This window comes from Vibrio chagasii, assembly GCF_024347355.1.
GTDB lineage: Bacteria > Pseudomonadota > Gammaproteobacteria > Enterobacterales > Vibrionaceae > Vibrio > Vibrio chagasii.
In genome coordinates, this window is the sequence record NZ_AP025465.1 from 895,647 (window position 1) to 912,350 (window position 16,704).

13 protein-coding genes are annotated in these 16,704 nt (G+C 44.6%); all 13 read left to right on the forward strand.

Features of this window, described 5'->3' with window-relative positions:
* Nucleotides 1–140 precede the first annotated feature (140 nt).
* Nucleotides 141–2,021, forward strand: a complete 1,881-nt coding sequence (gene flgK / locus OCV52_RS04115; protein ID WP_137409102.1) for a flagellar hook-associated protein FlgK — start codon at nucleotides 141–143, stop codon at nucleotides 2,019–2,021.
* A gap of 9 nt (nucleotides 2,022–2,030) precedes the next feature.
* A complete protein-coding gene (gene flgL / locus OCV52_RS04120; protein ID WP_008218248.1) occupies nucleotides 2,031–3,221 on the forward strand; it encodes a flagellar hook-associated protein FlgL in 1,191 nt (396 codons plus the stop codon).
* Between the two features lie 419 nt (nucleotides 3,222–3,640).
* Nucleotides 3,641–4,777: a flagellin gene (locus tag OCV52_RS04125; protein ID WP_008218250.1), complete on the forward strand. Its 1,137-nt coding sequence runs from the start codon at nucleotides 3,641–3,643 to the stop codon at nucleotides 4,775–4,777.
* A 648-nt stretch (nucleotides 4,778–5,425) separates the two neighbouring features.
* Complete coding sequence (locus tag OCV52_RS04130; RefSeq protein WP_008222983.1) at nucleotides 5,426–6,559, forward strand: flagellin; 1,134 nt, start codon at nucleotides 5,426–5,428, stop codon at nucleotides 6,557–6,559.
* 911 nt (nucleotides 6,560–7,470) lie between these two features.
* On the forward strand, nucleotides 7,471–8,601 hold the full coding sequence (locus tag OCV52_RS04135; protein ID WP_008218254.1) for a flagellin: 1,131 nt from the start codon (nucleotides 7,471–7,473) through the stop codon (nucleotides 8,599–8,601).
* 80 nt (nucleotides 8,602–8,681) lie between these two features.
* Nucleotides 8,682–9,107 carry a flagellar protein FlaG gene (flaG, locus tag OCV52_RS04140; protein ID WP_137407286.1) on the forward strand — a complete coding sequence of 142 codons (426 nt, stop codon included), beginning with the start codon at nucleotides 8,682–8,684 and terminating at the stop codon, nucleotides 9,105–9,107.
* A gap of 22 nt (nucleotides 9,108–9,129) precedes the next feature.
* A complete protein-coding gene (gene fliD, locus OCV52_RS04145; RefSeq protein WP_137407287.1) occupies nucleotides 9,130–11,157 on the forward strand; it encodes a flagellar filament capping protein FliD in 2,028 nt (675 codons plus the stop codon).
* A gap of 3 nt (nucleotides 11,158–11,160) precedes the next feature.
* Nucleotides 11,161–11,466 carry a flagellar protein FliT gene (locus OCV52_RS04150; RefSeq protein WP_004739828.1) on the forward strand — a complete coding sequence of 102 codons (306 nt, stop codon included), beginning with the start codon at nucleotides 11,161–11,163 and terminating at the stop codon, nucleotides 11,464–11,466.
* A gap of 12 nt (nucleotides 11,467–11,478) precedes the next feature.
* Nucleotides 11,479–11,889: a flagellar export chaperone FliS gene (gene fliS / locus OCV52_RS04155; RefSeq protein WP_008218262.1), complete on the forward strand. Its 411-nt coding sequence runs from the start codon at nucleotides 11,479–11,481 to the stop codon at nucleotides 11,887–11,889.
* 229 nt (nucleotides 11,890–12,118) lie between these two features.
* A complete protein-coding gene (locus tag OCV52_RS04160) occupies nucleotides 12,119–13,585 on the forward strand; it encodes a sigma-54 dependent transcriptional regulator (RefSeq protein ID WP_137407288.1) in 1,467 nt (488 codons plus the stop codon).
* A 184-nt stretch (nucleotides 13,586–13,769) separates the two neighbouring features.
* Entirely contained in the window at nucleotides 13,770–14,810 is a 1,041-nt protein-coding gene (locus tag OCV52_RS04165; RefSeq protein WP_137407289.1) for a sensor histidine kinase, read from the forward strand.
* Between the two features lie 33 nt (nucleotides 14,811–14,843).
* Complete coding sequence (locus OCV52_RS04170; protein ID WP_137407290.1) at nucleotides 14,844–16,253, forward strand: sigma-54-dependent transcriptional regulator; 1,410 nt, start codon at nucleotides 14,844–14,846, stop codon at nucleotides 16,251–16,253.
* A 133-nt stretch (nucleotides 16,254–16,386) separates the two neighbouring features.
* Nucleotides 16,387–16,698 (forward strand): flagellar hook-basal body complex protein FliE, encoded by a 312-nt coding sequence (gene fliE, locus OCV52_RS04175; protein WP_137407291.1) that lies wholly within the window; start codon nucleotides 16,387–16,389, stop codon nucleotides 16,696–16,698.
* Nucleotides 16,699–16,704: the final 6 nt, after the last annotated feature.

Below are 16,704 nucleotides of genomic sequence, written 5' to 3' on the forward strand. Positions count from 1 at the left end.
CCATCAAACATAGTTATCTCTTTATACTTCAATAAATTAACGCCTTTTGATTATCTTCTTTATCTGTTGGCATACATATTGCTTTTTAAACTGGTAGTTAATCAGTTTATCCTGATTTTGTTAAGTTTTTTGGGGGCATTATGGCGTCGGATCTTCTGAATGTAGGGGCACAAAGTGTTCTTACTGCTCAGAGACAGCTAAACACCACAGGTCATAACATTTCTAACGCCAATACAGAGGGCTATAGCCGCCAATCTGTGATTCAAGGTGTTAATGACCCGCGCCAGTACGGTGGTCAAACCTACGGCATGGGTGTGCATGTGGAAAATGTTCGCCGCTCTTGGGACCAATTTGCCGTCAATGAACTTAACCTATCGACAACCAATGCCGCCAACAAAGGCGACACTCAAGGCAACTTGGACATGCTGTCGAACATGTTGTCTTCGGTGGCTTCGAAGAAGATTCCAGAAAACCTAAATGAATGGTTTGACTCGGTTAAAACCTTAGCCGATACACCGAACGACGTTGGTGCTCGAAAAGTCGTAATCGAGAAGGCTGGGTTACTCACAAAAACGTTGAATGAATTTCATGAGACGGTTCGTCAACAGTCTGATTCTACGAATAAAAAATTAGATATGGGTATCGAGCGAGTCAACCAACTCGCGATCGAGATCCGTGATGTACAACGCCTGATGATGCGAACTCCTGGGCCTCATAACGACCTGCGAGATCAGCATGAAAAGCTAATTAATGAGCTTTCTGGTTACACCAAAGTAACGGTGACACCACGCTCAAATGCCGAAGGCTTCAATGTCCATATTGGTAACGGCCACACCTTAGTATCAGGCAGCGAGGCAAGCCAGCTAAAAATGGTGGACGGTTTGCCTGATGCACACCAGCGTCGTTTGGCGATTGTTGAAGGAAAGTCTTTAAAGCCGATCACCAGCAGTGACATTGATGGAAAAATCGGTGCCATGTTAGACATGCGAGACGAACACATCCCAGCAATCATGGATGAGCTCGGCCGCTTGGCAACCGCGTTTTCGTACAAGGTTAATGCTCTTCAAGAGCAAGGCTTGGATCTCAACGGCAATGTGGGTAAGAACCTGTTTACCGATGTGAACTCTGAGCTGGTGGCAAAATCTCGTGTGACGGCAAGTGGGCAATCCAAAGCGGATGTCGCTGTGTTTATTGATGATACTTCTGCCTTAAAAGGTGGAGAGTACGGTCTTAAATACGATGGTAGTGATTACGTGGTGACCAAGCCAAGTGGCGAAACGGTCAAAGTGAGTACCGATTTGAGCGGCAACGCATTTTACCTTGATGGTATGCGCGTCGAAATTCGTAATCCGCCTGAACTTGGTGAAAAGCTGTTACTGCGCCCAACGCGTAATTTTGCCGCGCAGATTCATATGGCAACCACAGATCCAAAAGACATTGCCGCACAAAGCTATGAGGCATCGACGACGTTTGCCAAGGGTACTGCTGGGTTCAAAATCCTAGAGGCAGGCCAACTGCGTGAGTTTGAAGTGATCGTATCACCCAAGGGTGAGCAATTCGCGGTGACGGATCCAAAAGGCAACATCTTAATGCAGCCTCAACCGTATCCACCACAAGGGCCAGTGACGATTAACGGCACGACCTTCGAGTTGACGGCAGGCGCGTTGGCAAACGACAAATTTACGGCAAACCTTGTCCCATCAGAAGGTGACAATGGCAACTTGCGTAAGCTGCAAGATCTCCAAACGGGCAAGATCTTGAACGATGGTGAGTCTACGATTTTAGACCTTTACCACAACCTGAATACCAATACGGGTCTGAAGTCTTCAACGGCTAATCGCTTGAGTGATATTGCGACGTTAGAAAAGCAGTCAGCCCAGGAGCGTATTGCTTCAATCTCAGGGGTTAACCTTGATGAAGAAGCGGCAAACATGATGAAGTTTCAACAAGCGTATATGGCTTCTTCACGCATCATGCAAGCTGCTAACGATACCTTTAATACTATTTTGGCTCTGAGGTAGGAAGTATAAATGTTAAATCGTATATCTAGCTTCCATAACTACCAGTCCGTACAAAATGACTTGCGCCGCCAAGAGAACAAGGTGCATCACAACCAGGCGCAACTCGCTTCGGGTAAGAAGCTGCAGTCGCCAAGTGATGACCCGTTAGCGACGCACTATTTACAGAATATTGGTCAGCAATCAGAGCAGCTTAAACAGTACGTTGATGCTATTACTCTGGTTAGAAACCGCCTTGAGCACCATGAGGTGATGATCGCTAACTCGGAAGGCTTTGCTGATGAAGCAAAACGAACCGTGATGGAAATGATCAACGGCGCGTTGTCACCTGAAGACCGTTTAGCGAAGAAGCGTGAAATCCAAGAGTTAGCGAATAACTTTTTGTACTTAGCAAACTCTCAAGACGAGTCTGGTAACTACACATTTGCTGGTACTAAGCCAAAAAGTCAGCCCTTCTTTCGCGATAACGAAGGAACGGTGACGTATCAAGGTGACGACTATCAGCGAAAGATGCGTGTAGCGAGTAGCTTTGAAATGGCGATGAATGATCCGGGCAGTAAGTTATTTATGGAAATAGATAACCCATTCGGTGATTACGAGCCTCAATACGAGCTTGAGCCCGCATCTGAATTACTACTTGGTCGTGCAACAAACAGTGCAGAAGATGGTTCTACTTATAAAGTAACCTTTGTTGATATGCAGACTGGTAAGTTTGCGTACCAACTTGAAAAAGATGGCGCTGTGGTTGCTGCTGAAGATTTTGACCCTGCGACTGGCATTGTCTACGAAGGGCTAAATATTCAGTTTAAAGGACAAGTCACTAAGGGCGATTCGATCACCTTAGAGCCGAGAGAGACATTCTCGATCTTTGACACGTTCAAAGAAGCGGCAGAGCAGGTAGAAAATCCAGTGTCCGATGCATCGGCAACGGCAAAACTGCACCAAATGACGGAAGAGTTCCATGCTGCGTTTATCCATTTAACGAAAGCGAGAACGGATGTTGGTGCCCGTTTGAGTACATTAGATATTCAAGAGCAACAGCATGAAGATTTTAAGTTGTCTTTGGCGAAAGCGAAAAGCAACTTTGAAGATTTGGATTACTCGAAAGCCATCATTGAATTCAATGAAAACTCTCGAGCACTGCAAGCTTCACAGCAAGCGTTTGGCAAAACAAAAGACCTAACCTTGTTTAACTATATTTAACGATTGATCGGTATTTAGTGGTGAACTGCTAAATACCACGGAGTCGATTCTTTGCCTTATGTGCTATGCCATACGTGCGAATGACTTCAAAAATTGCCGCTTTTTCGTACGAAGCATAATGTTTCTTGATATAGCGGCAAAAAACGGCAACAAGAGGATGAGGGCAGTTTCATCTTCTAAAAGTAAACAATCATAATCGCGTTTAATTTTCTGTAAGTTTTTGATTATTAGTAAATAAAAAAATTATTTATACAAAATTAAACTTGGCATACAACTTGTATCTGTGTTGGTTATAAATGATTAATACAGATCTTAAACCTTGTGTAAGGTTTATTGAGTAACATACGGTCAGTGCTTATCCATATGAGAGTAAAGCTGGCCGCTTCGCAGAGAGCTTGCGAACTCATAAGGAGAGCAAAATGGCAGTTAATGTAAGTACTAACGTTTCCGCAATGACAGCGCAGCGTTACCTGAACAAAGCGTCTAATGACTTAGCGACTTCTATGGAGCGTTTGTCATCTGGTCACAAGATCAACAGCGCGAAAGATGATGCGGCAGGTCTGCAAATCTCGAACCGTCTAACGGCTCAGTCTCGTGGTCTTGATGTGGCAATGCGTAATGCCAACGACGGTATTTCGATCGCTCAAACAGCAGAAGGCGCGATGAACGAATCGACTAACGTACTACAACGTATGCGTGATCTAGCGATTCAATCATCAAACGGCACTAACTCGCCGGCAGAGCGTACTGCACTGAATGAAGAGTCAATGGCACTTCAAGATGAGCTTAACCGTATCGCGGAAACCACATCGTTTGGTGGTCGTCGTCTACTGAACGGGTCATTCGGTGAAGCTTCATTCCAGATTGGTTCTAACTCTGGTGAAGCAATGATCATGGCTCTGACAAGCATCCGTGCAGATGACTACCGTATGGGTGGTACTACGTTCGACTCAGAAAACGCGAAAGATAAGAACTGGGAAGTGCCGCCAACAGCGAGCGATCTTAAGTTTGAATTCAAAACTAAAGCGGGTGAAGACATCGTTCTAGATATCAACACTAAAGCGGGTGACGATATTGAAGAGTTAGCGACTTACATTAATGGTCAATCTGACTTACTAAATGCATCGGTTACTGATGACGGTCGTTTACAGTTATTCGTAGCAGAACCAGACCTAGCTGGCGCTATGTCAATCTCTGGTGGCTTGGCATCTGAGCTTGGAATTAAGAGCGAAGGCCGTGCAACATCAGTTCAAGATATCAGTCTAACAAGTGTTGCTGGTTCACAGAACGCTATCAGCGTTATTGATTCTGCATTGAAGTACGTAGATTCACAGCGTGCTGATTTGGGTGCGAAACAGAACCGTCTAAGCCACAGTATTAATAACTTGGCAAACGTTCAAGAGAACGTAGACGCTTCAAACAGCCGAATCAAAGATACGGACTTTGCGAAAGAGACGACGCAAATGACCAAATCACAAATTCTGCAACAAGCAGGTACTTCAATACTTGCTCAAGCAAAACAATTGCCTAACTCTGCAATGTCACTATTGCAATAGTTATTGGTTGAACTTGCTGCTCGTGTTCAGACGTGAGCCATGCAGCAAGGGAAACTGGCAAGCATACTTACTAGTGAGTGTTTAGCTCTCTCATCTCTCACCTGCTATCCATTTTTACGGTAAGAATGCAACGGCGAGTCGGAAATGTGTTCATTTCTCGATGATCTCCACACAGGCTCTGACGCGCCAACTAGCCCCGGTTCTCTCAAAGGAAAAGGGGCTTTTTCCTTTCTGAAGATTGTGTTTTATTTTCCCTTCTAACGATCTTTCTTCGTTTTCTCGCTCTGCTAGTTTTAATTTTCTCTGCCGACTTTGTGAAAAACAGCTCACCTTTTTGCCTACTATTTGCCCACAGCCATGAATTTTGCTGATTGATCATTTCTGTACACAGGCTAACTAAAAAACCAGTTTGAACGTTTTTCAAACAACCCACATGCTCTCAATAACAAAAATCTACAGTTATTTTAGAAAGTTTAATTTTTTAAGTTGTTGAAATTTTTATGGTTAGTGATTTTTTTTGTGGTTTTTTAAAAGTTTTTCTAAAGCTTCTGATTTTCGAGCCGTTATTAAAAGTAACTTTGAGAGAACTACTTGGTTTTCCGAGACGTCGGAAACCGCAATACCGGAAAATCAATTGGAGAAATCACCATGGCAGTGAATGTAAATACCAACGTTTCAGCGATGACTGCGCAACGTTACCTAAACAACGCAAACAGCGCACAACAAACATCAATGGAGCGTTTAGCTTCTGGCTCTAAAATCAACAGCGCAAAAGATGACGCTGCGGGCCTACAAATCTCTAACCGTTTGAACGTTCAAAGCCGCGGCCTAGACGTTGCTGTTCGTAACGCGAACGACGGTATCTCTATTGCACAAACTGCTGAAGGTGCAATGAACGAGACAACTAACATCCTGCAACGTATGCGTGATCTTTCTCTACAATCTTCAAACGGCTCAAACTCAAAAGCAGAGCGCGTAGCGATTCAAGAAGAAGTAACAGCACTGAACGACGAGCTAAACCGTATCGCGGAAACGACGTCTTTTGGTGGTAACAAGCTACTTAACGGTACTTACGGTACACAATCATTCCAAATCGGTGCAGATAACGGCGAAGCGGTAATGCTGAACCTGAAAGATATGCGCTCTGATAACGCTCAGATGGGTGGTAAGAGCTACCAAACTGAGAACGCTAAAGACAAAGACTGGAACGTACAAGCGGGTTCAAACGACCTAAAACTATCGTTCACAGATAACTTTGGTCAAGCTCAAGAAATCGACATCAGCGCAAAAGCCGGTGACGACATCGAAGAGCTAGCGACATACATCAACGGTCAGCAAGATTCTGTTAAAGCGTCTGTAACTGAAGACGGCAAGCTACAAATGTTCGCGGGCAACAATAAAGTAAGCGGCGATGTGTCTTTCTCTGGTGGTCTTGCTGGTGAGCTAGGCATTCAAGCTTCTAAAGAAGTGACGGTTGATACTATCGACGTAACGTCTGTTGGCGGTGCTCAAGAGTCTGTAGCAATCATCGATGCGGCACTTAAGTACGTAGATAGCCACCGTGCAGAGTTGGGTGCTTTCCAAAACCGTTTCGACCACGCAATCAGCAACTTAGACAACATTAACGAGAACGTTAACGCATCTAAGAGCCGTATTAAAGATACCGACTTCGCGAAAGAAACGACTCAGATGACTAAGTCTCAGATCCTTTCTCAAGCTTCAAGCTCGATTCTTGCTCAAGCGAAGCAAGCGCCGAACTCGGCACTTAGCCTATTAGGTTAATCGATTAAAAAGCCACGTTGACTATAAGCGTCGTTGAGACAAAGCGTTGACGTAAGGCCTCCACAAATTAGCTCGTGGTGAGAGATGAGCGCTAAACAAACCCAGCTTCGGCTGGGTTTTTGCTTTTCTGCGGTTTGTAAAAGTGTATGGGGGTATGCCTAATTTGGATCGTGGATGATAAGCGAGATTCCCTATCACGGTCGTCCCTCCCTGTAGGGAATGACGGGAATCGGACGATGATGATCCCAGCATTTCTTTATTAGCAATACACATGGCTAGAGTAAGTAACGACTCATTTAGAACAAATATTTTATCGTCATTCCAGAACCGAGTGGAGTGAGAAAGCAGAAATCTAGCTTTTAGAGGAGGTGATTTTTTAGTTTTGGTTTACCACTATCAGAAATGAAGAGCTATCTGTAAGTCGGTGAGGTAATTAGCCGTCATTCCAGAACTGAGTAGAACGAGGTATCAGGAATCTAGTTTTTTGAGGAAGTGATTTCTTTAGTTTTTGTTTGCCACTATAAGAAATATTGGGTTACCTAGGGAATAAGTTGTTCAAAGGACTAAAACAGTAATTCGTCATCCCAGAATCGAGTAGAACGAGATATCAGGGATCTCTTCTGATTTTATATTCAACACCACCCTCATTAACTTAAATAACGGGGCAACTTTAGCGAATGTCGCCCTATTAATTGAATGGCGATCACACTTTTCTTTGTTATTGAAAATAATGCGAAAAAAAACACATTTTTTATTAAAGCTTCTAATTAAGGCGCCGTTAAAGGGATTGAGAGAAATGATATGTACCAATGTAAGGTGAGAGAGACAGTGGTGCGTAAACAAATTGATATGTATTTGTGTGAGGTGAGAGTCACATGAGTGCATTAAAAAATGCCTAAAGGAGATCAACTATGGCGATTAATGTAAGCACTAACGTGTCTGCAATGACGGCTCAGCGTTACCTAAATAACGCGGCTGAAGGTACTCAAAAATCAATGGAGCGTTTGTCTTCTGGCTATAAAATCAATAGCGCAAAAGATGATGCTGCAGGCTTACAAATCTCTAACCGCTTAACGTCACAAAGCCGCGGCCTAGATATGGCTGTGAAAAATGCGAATGACGGTATCTCTATTGCACAGACAGCTGAAGGTGCGATGAATGAGTCAACCAACATTCTGCAACGTATGCGTGACCTTTCTCTTCAATCTGCAAACGGTTCAAACAGCAAGTCTGAGCGTGTTGCTATCCAAGAAGAAGTATCTGCTCTTAACACAGAACTTAACCGTATCGCTGAAACAACCTCTTTTGGTGGTAACAAGCTTCTAAACGGTACTTACGGTAGCCAATCTTTCCAAATCGGTGCTGACTCAGGTGAAGCGGTAATGCTATCTATGGGCAACATGCGTACCGACACTCAAGAAATGGGTGGTAAGAGCTACGGTGTTACTGAAGGTAAAGATGCATCTTGGCGTGTAGGCGCTGGCGCTGATCTGACTATCAAATACAACGATAAGTTTGGCGAAGCTCAAGAGCTATCTATCTCTGCTAAAGAAGGCAACGATATCGAAGAGCTAGCAACTTACATCAACGGTCAAAGCCAAGACGTTAAAGCGTCTGTAGGTGAAGGCGGTAAATTACAACTTTTCGCTTCTAGCCAAAAAGTTGAAGGTGATGTGGAGTTTGGTGGCAGCCTTGCAAGTGAGCTAGGTATTGGCGCAGGTAAAGATGTAACCGTAAACGACATCGACGTAACATCAGTTGCGGGTGCAAACGAAGCGGTATCTATCATCGATGGCGCTCTAAAATCTGTAGATAGCCAACGTGCATCTCTTGGTGCTTTCCAAAACCGTTTTGACCATGCAATCAGCAACTTAGAAAACATCAACGAAAACGTTAATGCTTCTAAGAGCCGTATCAAAGATACCGATTACGCGAAAGAAACAACGGCAATGACGAAGTCTCAAATCCTACAACAGGCGAGTACTTCTATCCTAGCTCAAGCAAAACAATCACCATCAGCAGCTCTAAGCTTATTGGGCTAAACTTACCTCGGTAAGTAGCGGTAAACTCCGCTTTATGTGGAGTTTTACTGTTGGCTCATGAAGGAGGGAGGGAGAGTGTTATGGAAATACCATCTAACGCATCGAACATCCAGCCTTATGGCTCACCTAATGGCATTAAAATTGCAAGCGATGAAGGTAGTAGTGCGTCGAGTATTTCACGCCTGAAAGAAGCAACCTCTTATAGCAAGGTAGAGAAATCGAAAGAAGAAGCTACCGAAGCTGCGATTCAATTAGCTCAAGAGAGAAAAGAGTTGAATGATGAAGAGCGAGTCAAAATGGTGGAGAAGGTAAACGAGTTTATCTCCTCTCTCAATAAGGGGGTTGCCTTTAAGGTCGATGAAGAATCGGGAAGGGATGTGGTGACTATTTATGAAACCACAACCGGCGATATTATTCGTCAGATACCTGATGAAGAAATGCTTGAAATTCTAAGACGCCTAGCAGCCCAAAACTCGAATAGTAGAATATTTGAGGTGAAGGTCTAAGTCGTATTATTGAGGTGGTTTAATGAGTTTTGGCCCAATGGGGATTTCGTCTGGCATGGATATCAATTCCATGGTCAGCAAAATTGTGGATTCGGAGCGTGTACCTAAACAGCAACGAATCGACAATGAAAGAGCGCGAATCGATACCAGCATTAGTGCCTATGGAAGACTCAGAGAATCTCTCGATTCGATGAAAAACCTGATGACAAACTTTCGTCAGGAAAAAGCTTTCGCTGTACGTACAGTAGAAAGTACTGATGAAGAGCTTGTTTCTGCAACCGCGACTACTGAAGCGATCGCTGGCAAATATGCCATCGATGTGTTGCAGCTTGCCCAGAGTCATAAAGTAGCGTCAGATGTTCTATCTGATGACATGAAATTTGGCCCAGGTAAGCTGCAGGTTTCGCTTGGTGATGATAGCTTTGATGTGCAAGTTGGCGACAGATCAAAGCTAATCGATGTTGTTCGCAGCATAAACGGTGCAGATAGAAACCCAGGCGTTCGTGCATCTATTATCAATGATGTCGAAGGCCCAAGACTTATCGTCGCCTCCAACCAATCGGGTGCCGATCAACAGATCAGTATCAGTGTCGACTCTGATGCGTCTAACCCTCTCAAAAAACTCGAATACAAAACCTTTGAAGAACGTGTTGAAGCGCTAGAGAAAGCTCGTATTGCCGCTCAAGACGTACTTGGTCTCACACCTGCTGGAAAAGCCGTTGATCTTATCGATGAGGCTATCTCTGATGATGATCCGAAAGCTGAACAAGCTGTCGACGAAGACGGCAATATCATTCCAGGTTCTCAAGCGGGCTCAACGTCTCCTGCAGAAGATGGCTCTCAAAGCCTTAGCTACGGTGAACAAGCCGCTGCAGATGGTCAAGCTGCCTTAGACGCCGCTCAAGCGGCAAAATCTGTCATGCCTGAAGACAATCTCCCAGGTTGGACGGAAACCGCTTCTGGCACGTTGTTAGATTCTTATTACACACCAGAGCTTGAGCTTGACGAAAAAGCGATCGAGAAGGCGCCTGATGTACCAGGTTGGTCAAACACGGCCTCTGGCACTTTGACTGATTCATACGTGACACCGAAAGAAGCCCAGCAAAAGTTAGAAGCAGAGCAAGCACGTATCGAAGAGAAGATCGCTCAAGAAAAAGCGGATCTGGCCAGGAAAGTAGAAAGCGGCGAATTGACCGCAGAGCAAGCGAAAAATATCGAGCGTGCCAAATTAGAGCCTGAAGAGCGAGAGCGCTTAGAGAAAGTCGACAAGGCGCAAGCTGACTTGGCGCTTGCTCAACAATCTTTTGATAGTTACAGCGGCATGACCGAAGTCCAAGCTGGTCAAGATTCAATGGTGGTACTGGATGGTGTCGCTCAGCTCTCTAGTAATAACAATGTGATTGAAGATGCCGTTGAAGGCATTGATATTACGGTGAAAGGAAAGACGCCAAAAGATAAGCCGCCAGCAGAAATTGGAGTTGAGTACGACCGTAATAGTGTTCGTCAAGACATCGAAGCCTTTGTGAATTCTTACAACCAGTTTTACCAAGTGTCTAAAAACTTGGCGGGTGTCGATCCTGCGACTGGACAAAAAGGCCCACTTTCTGGTGACAGCACGGTCCGTAACGCCGACTCACGATTGAAAGGGGTATTCTCGTCAAGTATTGAAGGGGCGCCAGAGAACCTTAAGTCTTTGACAGAGTTTGGTATCACAACCACTAGGCAAGGCTCGTTAGAGATTAACTACGACATGCTCGACCGACAGCTAAACAATAACTTTGATAAGCTGGGCGAGTTTTTTGGCGGCAACAATGGGTTTGCTAAAAAAGTCGAAGATGCGATTCAGGGCATCACTGGTATTACTGGTTCAATTCGTACTCGAGAAAAGAGTCTGGTTGAGCAAAACTACCGTTTAGCAGACGACCAAAACGCCTTAGACCGCCGTATGGACAGTCTTGAAAGTCGTACTCACTCTAAGTTCACCGCCATGCAAGATGCAACCAGTAAGATGCAGTCTCAGCTTGGTAGCATGATGAATGCGTTGGGTTAATAGATGACCAGTCAGCTTCAAGAGCTTTGTGAACTAGATCAATTAATTATCTCTAAGCTCGAATTTAGTGAAATTAATGCTGAAGAAATAGCGACGCTTGTCGATAACAGAGAACAGTTATTGCAAAACGTGCTTCAATTCATCGATTCACACCCTGACGTTAAGCAAAGTTCGGAGTGGTTTGAAGCCATTTCGAGAACAAGAAAATTAGTCGAATTGATGCAGTCTGAAACTGGCCGGGTAGGGAAAACCCTGCACAAGTACCGACATGGTGCCAAGTCAGTTCAACAATACAAAAAGTTTTTATAGAAGAGGTTTACTATGCGCGGTTCTTTACAGGCATATAAAAAGGTATCAGTGGATAGTCAGCTAACGGCTGCCTCACCGCATAAGATTGTGCAAATGCTAATGGCTGGCGCTATCGAGCGTTTGATCCAAGGTAAAGCGGCAATGCAAGCGGGCAATATACCGGTGAAAGGTGAGCGACTAGGTAAGGCTCTAGACATCATTATTAGCCTTCGTAGCTGCCTTTCTATGGACGATGGTGGCGATATTGCGAAAAACCTAGATCAACTTTATGAGTTCATGATCACGCAAATTTCTGCGGCAAATCACAAAAATGACCCACAGCCTATTGATGATGTTATCGATATTATCCGCGAAATTAAGAGCGCTTGGGACCAAATTCCGAATGAATATCACAACTTGACGTCTGCTGAAGTCGGTATTTAAAGAAAAATTGCAGTTTTAACTAACCTTAGATCCGCTAATTGGTTGGTTGCCTTATTTTTTTAATCAAATAAAATAGAAGCCATTAGATAGCCTAATGGCTTTTTTTCGTTGCTGATTTCATAAATTTGTCCTCGTAAACCATAATCATAGATAGAATTCTTAATTTTATGGAATACGTTGCTCACCGTTTTTCCGCATCGCACCAAAATAAAGGCAATAATTCCTACTTATGCAAGGTTTGGCAAAACTGCTTGTGGTCGACGATAACGCTCAAGATCGTCACAATTTAAGCACAATATTAGAGTTTGTAGGAGAGAGCTGCGAAGTAATCAGCTCTGAACAAGCGCGCAACGTCGACTGGTCACTACAGTGGGCTGGTTGCATTATTGGCTCAATAAAAGGTAAAGGCTTCAACGCATTACTGAATGATAAGCTTGTTCACGCGAATCACATCCCTCTGCTTGTGATTGGCAAAAACAACCACCCGGTTGACGAGCTCACCAATTTTGTTGGTGAACTCGAGCTGCCTCTTAACTATCCCCAATTAAGTGATGCATTAAGACACTGTAAAGATTTCTTAGGACGCAAAGGGGTTCAAGTTGTCTCTTCAGCCCGTAAGAACACACTGTTTCGCAGTCTAGTGGGTCAAAGTGCTGGCATTCAAGAAGTGCGTCACTTGATTGAACAAGTTTCCTCTACCGAAGCCAATGTACTGATTCTTGGTGAATCTGGTACCGGTAAAGAGGTGGTTGCTCGTAACATTCATTACCATTCAAAACGTCGCACTGGTCCTTTTGTTCCAGTGAACTGTGGTGCAATCCCACCAGATTTGCTGGAGAGTGAACTTTTCGGTCATGAGAAGGGCGCATTCACAGGTGCAATTACGGCACGTAAAGGACGTTTTGAGTTAGCTGAAGGCGGCACGCTATTTCTTGATGAAATTGGCGATATGCCAATGGCGATGCAGGTTAAGTTGCTACGCGTACTACAAGAGCGATGCTTTGAACGTGTAGGTGGCAATTGCACTATCCAGGCGAATGTTCGAGTAATTGCGGCTACACACCGTAACCTTGAAGACATGATCGACGATGATTCATTCCGTGAAGATCTTTATTACCGTTTGAATGTATTCCCGATTGAAATGCCGGCATTACAAGAGCGTAAAGAAGATATCCCTCTTCTACTTCAAGAGCTTATGACGAGAATGGAAGCGGAAGGCAGTATGCCTATCTGCTTTACGCCTCGAGCGATTAATTCTTTGATGGAACACGATTGGCCAGGTAACGTACGTGAATTGGCGAACTTAGTGGAGCGCATGGTTATTCTTTATCCGAATAGCTTAGTGGACGTAAACCACCTGCCAACTAAGTATCGATACAGTGATATCCCTGAATTCCAACCAGAGTTTAATAGCTTTGTGTCTGAGGAAGAGCAAGAGCGTGACGCTTTGGCTGACTTGTTCTCGGAAGATTTCAGCTTCGATCAGCAAGATGATATGACTGACAACGCGAATGCACCTCAGGAATTACCACCAGAAGGGGTTAACCTGAAAGAGCTGCTCGCTGATATGGAAGTGAATATGATCAATCAAGCCTTGGAAGCGCAGGGCGGTATTGTTGCTCGAGCGGCAGACATGTTAGGCATGCGCAGAACCACTCTGGTTGAGAAAATGCGTAAATACAATTTGCAGCGTTAGTGTTCTGCTTTTCGAGAAACGGAAAAACAAACACTAAATTTTTAGCTAATCGTTCACTTTAGCTAAGCGATAAGATAAACCATAGTCGAGTTGTTGCTTGCTTAACTATGTGATAAATATAGCAAATAGCCTGACTCGTTTTGTGCGTGTCAGGCTGTTTTAGTATTTGAGGCAAATTTTTGACATGCACGTATCTAACGAACCAGAAAATCAATCACACCTAGATTCAGTTGAACAACAGGTTGAGCGCTATAAGCAAGTGCTCGATGTTATGCCTGCTGGTGTCATCTTGTTAGATACCCATGGTGAAGTAAGAGAAGCAAACCCCGAAGCGCACCGTATTCTTGGCGTCGAGTTGGTTGGAGAGAAGTGGTTTTCTGTTATCCAAAGTGCTTTTGATCCCAAAGACGATGATGGTCACGAGATCTCATTAAAGAACGGTCGAAAGGTACGTTTGGCGATTTCTGCTTCGACTACGGGTCAGCTGATTTTGATTACCGATCTGACCGAGACGCGTTTGCTGCAATCACGAGTTAGTGATCTCCAGCGTCTGTCTTCATTAGGTAGAATGGTGGCGTCACTTGCTCATCAGGTTCGTACACCGCTCTCTAGTGCAATGTTGTATGCGTCAAACCTTGCCGCTCCGAATCTACCACCGGCAACGAAGACACGTTTTCAATCTAAGCTTATGGATAGACTTCATGACTTAGAGAAGCAAGTTAATGACATGCTGCTGTTTGCTAAGGGCGGCGATAATAAGGTGGTGAAACCTTTTACTGTGGCTGAGTTGATCACAGAATTTCAGCCAATGGTCGAAGCGGCGTTGAAATCGAACCAAATTGATTACTGCCAAGAAGTGGAAGGCGAACAGACTCAAATGTTCGGCAATGCCAACGCGATTGCCTCTGCTTTAAGCAATCTAGTTTTGAACGCGGTTCAAATTGCCGGCAAAGAATCACAGATAGATGTATTTTTTAGGCCGGTAAACGGCGAGCTTAAGATATCAGTACAAGACAGTGGTCCCGGTGTACCTAAAGAGCTTCAAGGTAAAATCATGGAACCATTCTTTACCACTCGCTCGCAAGGGACAGGCTTAGGCTTGGCGGTTGTACAAATGGTATGTCGAGCACATGAAGGTCGACTGGAATTGATATCAGAAGAAGGTGATGGCGCATGCTTTACCATGTGCTTGCCACTAGAAAGAAGCGCTTCTATTGAAGGCTAATAAGTTTTAACTGAATTTACACTGGAGAATCCTATGGCTCAAAGCAAAGTGTTAATCGTCGAAGATGATGAAGGTCTACGCGAGGCCCTTGTCGATACACTCGCGCTTGCTGGCTATGAATGGCTAGAAGCAGATTGCGCAGAAGATGCTCTGGTCAAACTAAAAGCGAACTCCGTTGATATCGTTGTCTCTGACGTTCAGATGGCAGGCATGGGCGGCTTAGCGCTGTTAAGAAACATCAAGCAGCACTGGCCAAATCTCCCTGTATTGTTGATGACAGCTTATGCCAACATCGAAGACGCCGTCGCTGCAATGAAAGAGGGCGCTATCGACTATATGGCAAAGCCATTTGCGCCGGAAGTACTGCTAAACATGGTGAGCCGTTATGCTCCCGTAAAATCGGACGACAATGGTGATGCCATCGTTGCCGATGAAAAAAGCATTAAGCTAATGATGCTGGCCGATAAAGTGGCAAAAACGGACGCCAATGTCATGGTTTTGGGCCCGAGCGGCTCTGGTAAAGAGGTGATGTCGCGTTACATCCATAACGCCTCAAACCGTAAAGATGGTCCGTTCGTCGCGATTAACTGTGCGGCAATTCCTGACAATATGTTGGAAGCGACTCTATTTGGATATGAGAAAGGTGCATTTACTGGCGCTATTCAGGCGTGTCCGGGTAAGTTTGAACAAGCTCAAGGCGGTACAATTTTACTCGATGAGATCAGTGAAATGGACCTCGGCTTACAAGCTAAGTTACTGCGTGTGCTGCAAGAGCGTGAAGTTGAGCGTTTAGGTAGCCGTAAGAGCATTAAACTCGATGTTCGTGTACTCGCCACCAGTAACCGAGACCTCAAGCAGTATGTATCTGAGGGTAATTTCCGTGAAGACTTGTACTACCGTTTGAATGTTTTCCCAATCTCTTGGCCTCCACTGTGTGAACGTAAAGGTGATATTGAGCCTTTGGCGAAGCACTTGGTTGAGCGCCACTGTACCAAACTGGGTATGCCAGTTCCGGTTATGTCACCTCAATCGATCAGAAAACTCGTCAATTATCCGTGGCCGGGTAATGTGCGTGAACTTGATAATGTCGTGCAGCGTGCGTTGATTCTGAGCGAAGAAGAAAAAATTTCTGGTGAGCATATCCTACTTGAAGGGGTGGATTGGCAAGACGCCAGCGGCCTACAGCAGATTGTGGAAGGTAGCGATGTGGCAACGCCAGATATCAAGCCTATTGCGGAAGCAAACCCAATCAACAAAATCGCTTCAAGCAGTGAAGGTCTGGGGAATGAGCTTAGAGATCAAGAGTATGCGATCATCCTTGAAACTTTGATCGCATGTAACGGCCGACGTAAAGATATGGCTGAGAAACTAGGTATTAGCCCTCGCACATTGCGCTATAAGTTAGCAAAAATGCGCGATGCTGGAATAGATATCCCAAACTAAGCACAGATTAGTAGTGTCAGCTTTCTGACTAGTGTAATACGATATCTAGTCGTTTTTAGGTATGGCACGTTAATTGCTCTGTCAATAATACAGCAAAATAGATAGTCATAAATTTGACTCCTTGAGGTAGTAAATGAGAATAGATGGTTTACAAGGCGAAATGCAGGCAATGATGGTTGAAGCTGCGAGCGCGCGTCCTGCTGCGACAGGGCAAACGGTCGGTGCAGACTTCGGCAACATGCTGACGAAAGCCATCAACAATGTGAACTCATTGCAAAAGACCTCAGGGGATCTACAAACTCGTTTTGATAGCGGTGACCAAAGTGTGTCGCTGTCTGATGTGATGATTGCTCGTAATAAATCTAGTGTGGCCTTTGAAGCGACAATCCAAATTAGAAATAAATTGGTTGAGTCGTACAAAGAGCTGATGAATATGCCGGTATAAGTTGGG

Excerpts from the sequence above, each read along its gene's own strand:
- OCV52_RS04130 (WP_008222983.1), top strand. The coding sequence starts at position 5,426 with ATGGCAGTGAATGTAAATACCAACGTTTCAGCGATGACTGCGCAACGT.
- OCV52_RS04170 (WP_137407290.1), top strand. The coding sequence starts at position 14,844 with ATGGCTCAAAGCAAAGTGTTAATCGTCGAAGATGATGAAGGTCTACGC.
- fliS (WP_008218262.1), top strand. The coding sequence starts at position 11,479 with ATGCGCGGTTCTTTACAGGCATATAAAAAGGTATCAGTGGATAGTCAG.
- OCV52_RS04165 (WP_137407289.1), top strand. The coding sequence starts at position 13,770 with ATGCACGTATCTAACGAACCAGAAAATCAATCACACCTAGATTCAGTT.
- flaG (WP_137407286.1), top strand. The coding sequence starts at position 8,682 with ATGGAAATACCATCTAACGCATCGAACATCCAGCCTTATGGCTCACCT.
- flgK (WP_137409102.1), top strand. The coding sequence starts at position 141 with ATGGCGTCGGATCTTCTGAATGTAGGGGCACAAAGTGTTCTTACTGCT.
- OCV52_RS04160 (WP_137407288.1), top strand. The coding sequence starts at position 12,119 with ATGCAAGGTTTGGCAAAACTGCTTGTGGTCGACGATAACGCTCAAGAT.
- OCV52_RS04135 (WP_008218254.1), top strand. The coding sequence starts at position 7,471 with ATGGCGATTAATGTAAGCACTAACGTGTCTGCAATGACGGCTCAGCGT.
- fliD (WP_137407287.1), top strand. The coding sequence starts at position 9,130 with ATGAGTTTTGGCCCAATGGGGATTTCGTCTGGCATGGATATCAATTCC.
- fliE (WP_137407291.1), top strand. The coding sequence starts at position 16,387 with ATGAGAATAGATGGTTTACAAGGCGAAATGCAGGCAATGATGGTTGAA.
- flgL (WP_008218248.1), top strand. The coding sequence starts at position 2,031 with ATGTTAAATCGTATATCTAGCTTCCATAACTACCAGTCCGTACAAAAT.
- OCV52_RS04125 (WP_008218250.1), top strand. The coding sequence starts at position 3,641 with ATGGCAGTTAATGTAAGTACTAACGTTTCCGCAATGACAGCGCAGCGT.
- OCV52_RS04150 (WP_004739828.1), top strand. The coding sequence starts at position 11,161 with ATGACCAGTCAGCTTCAAGAGCTTTGTGAACTAGATCAATTAATTATC.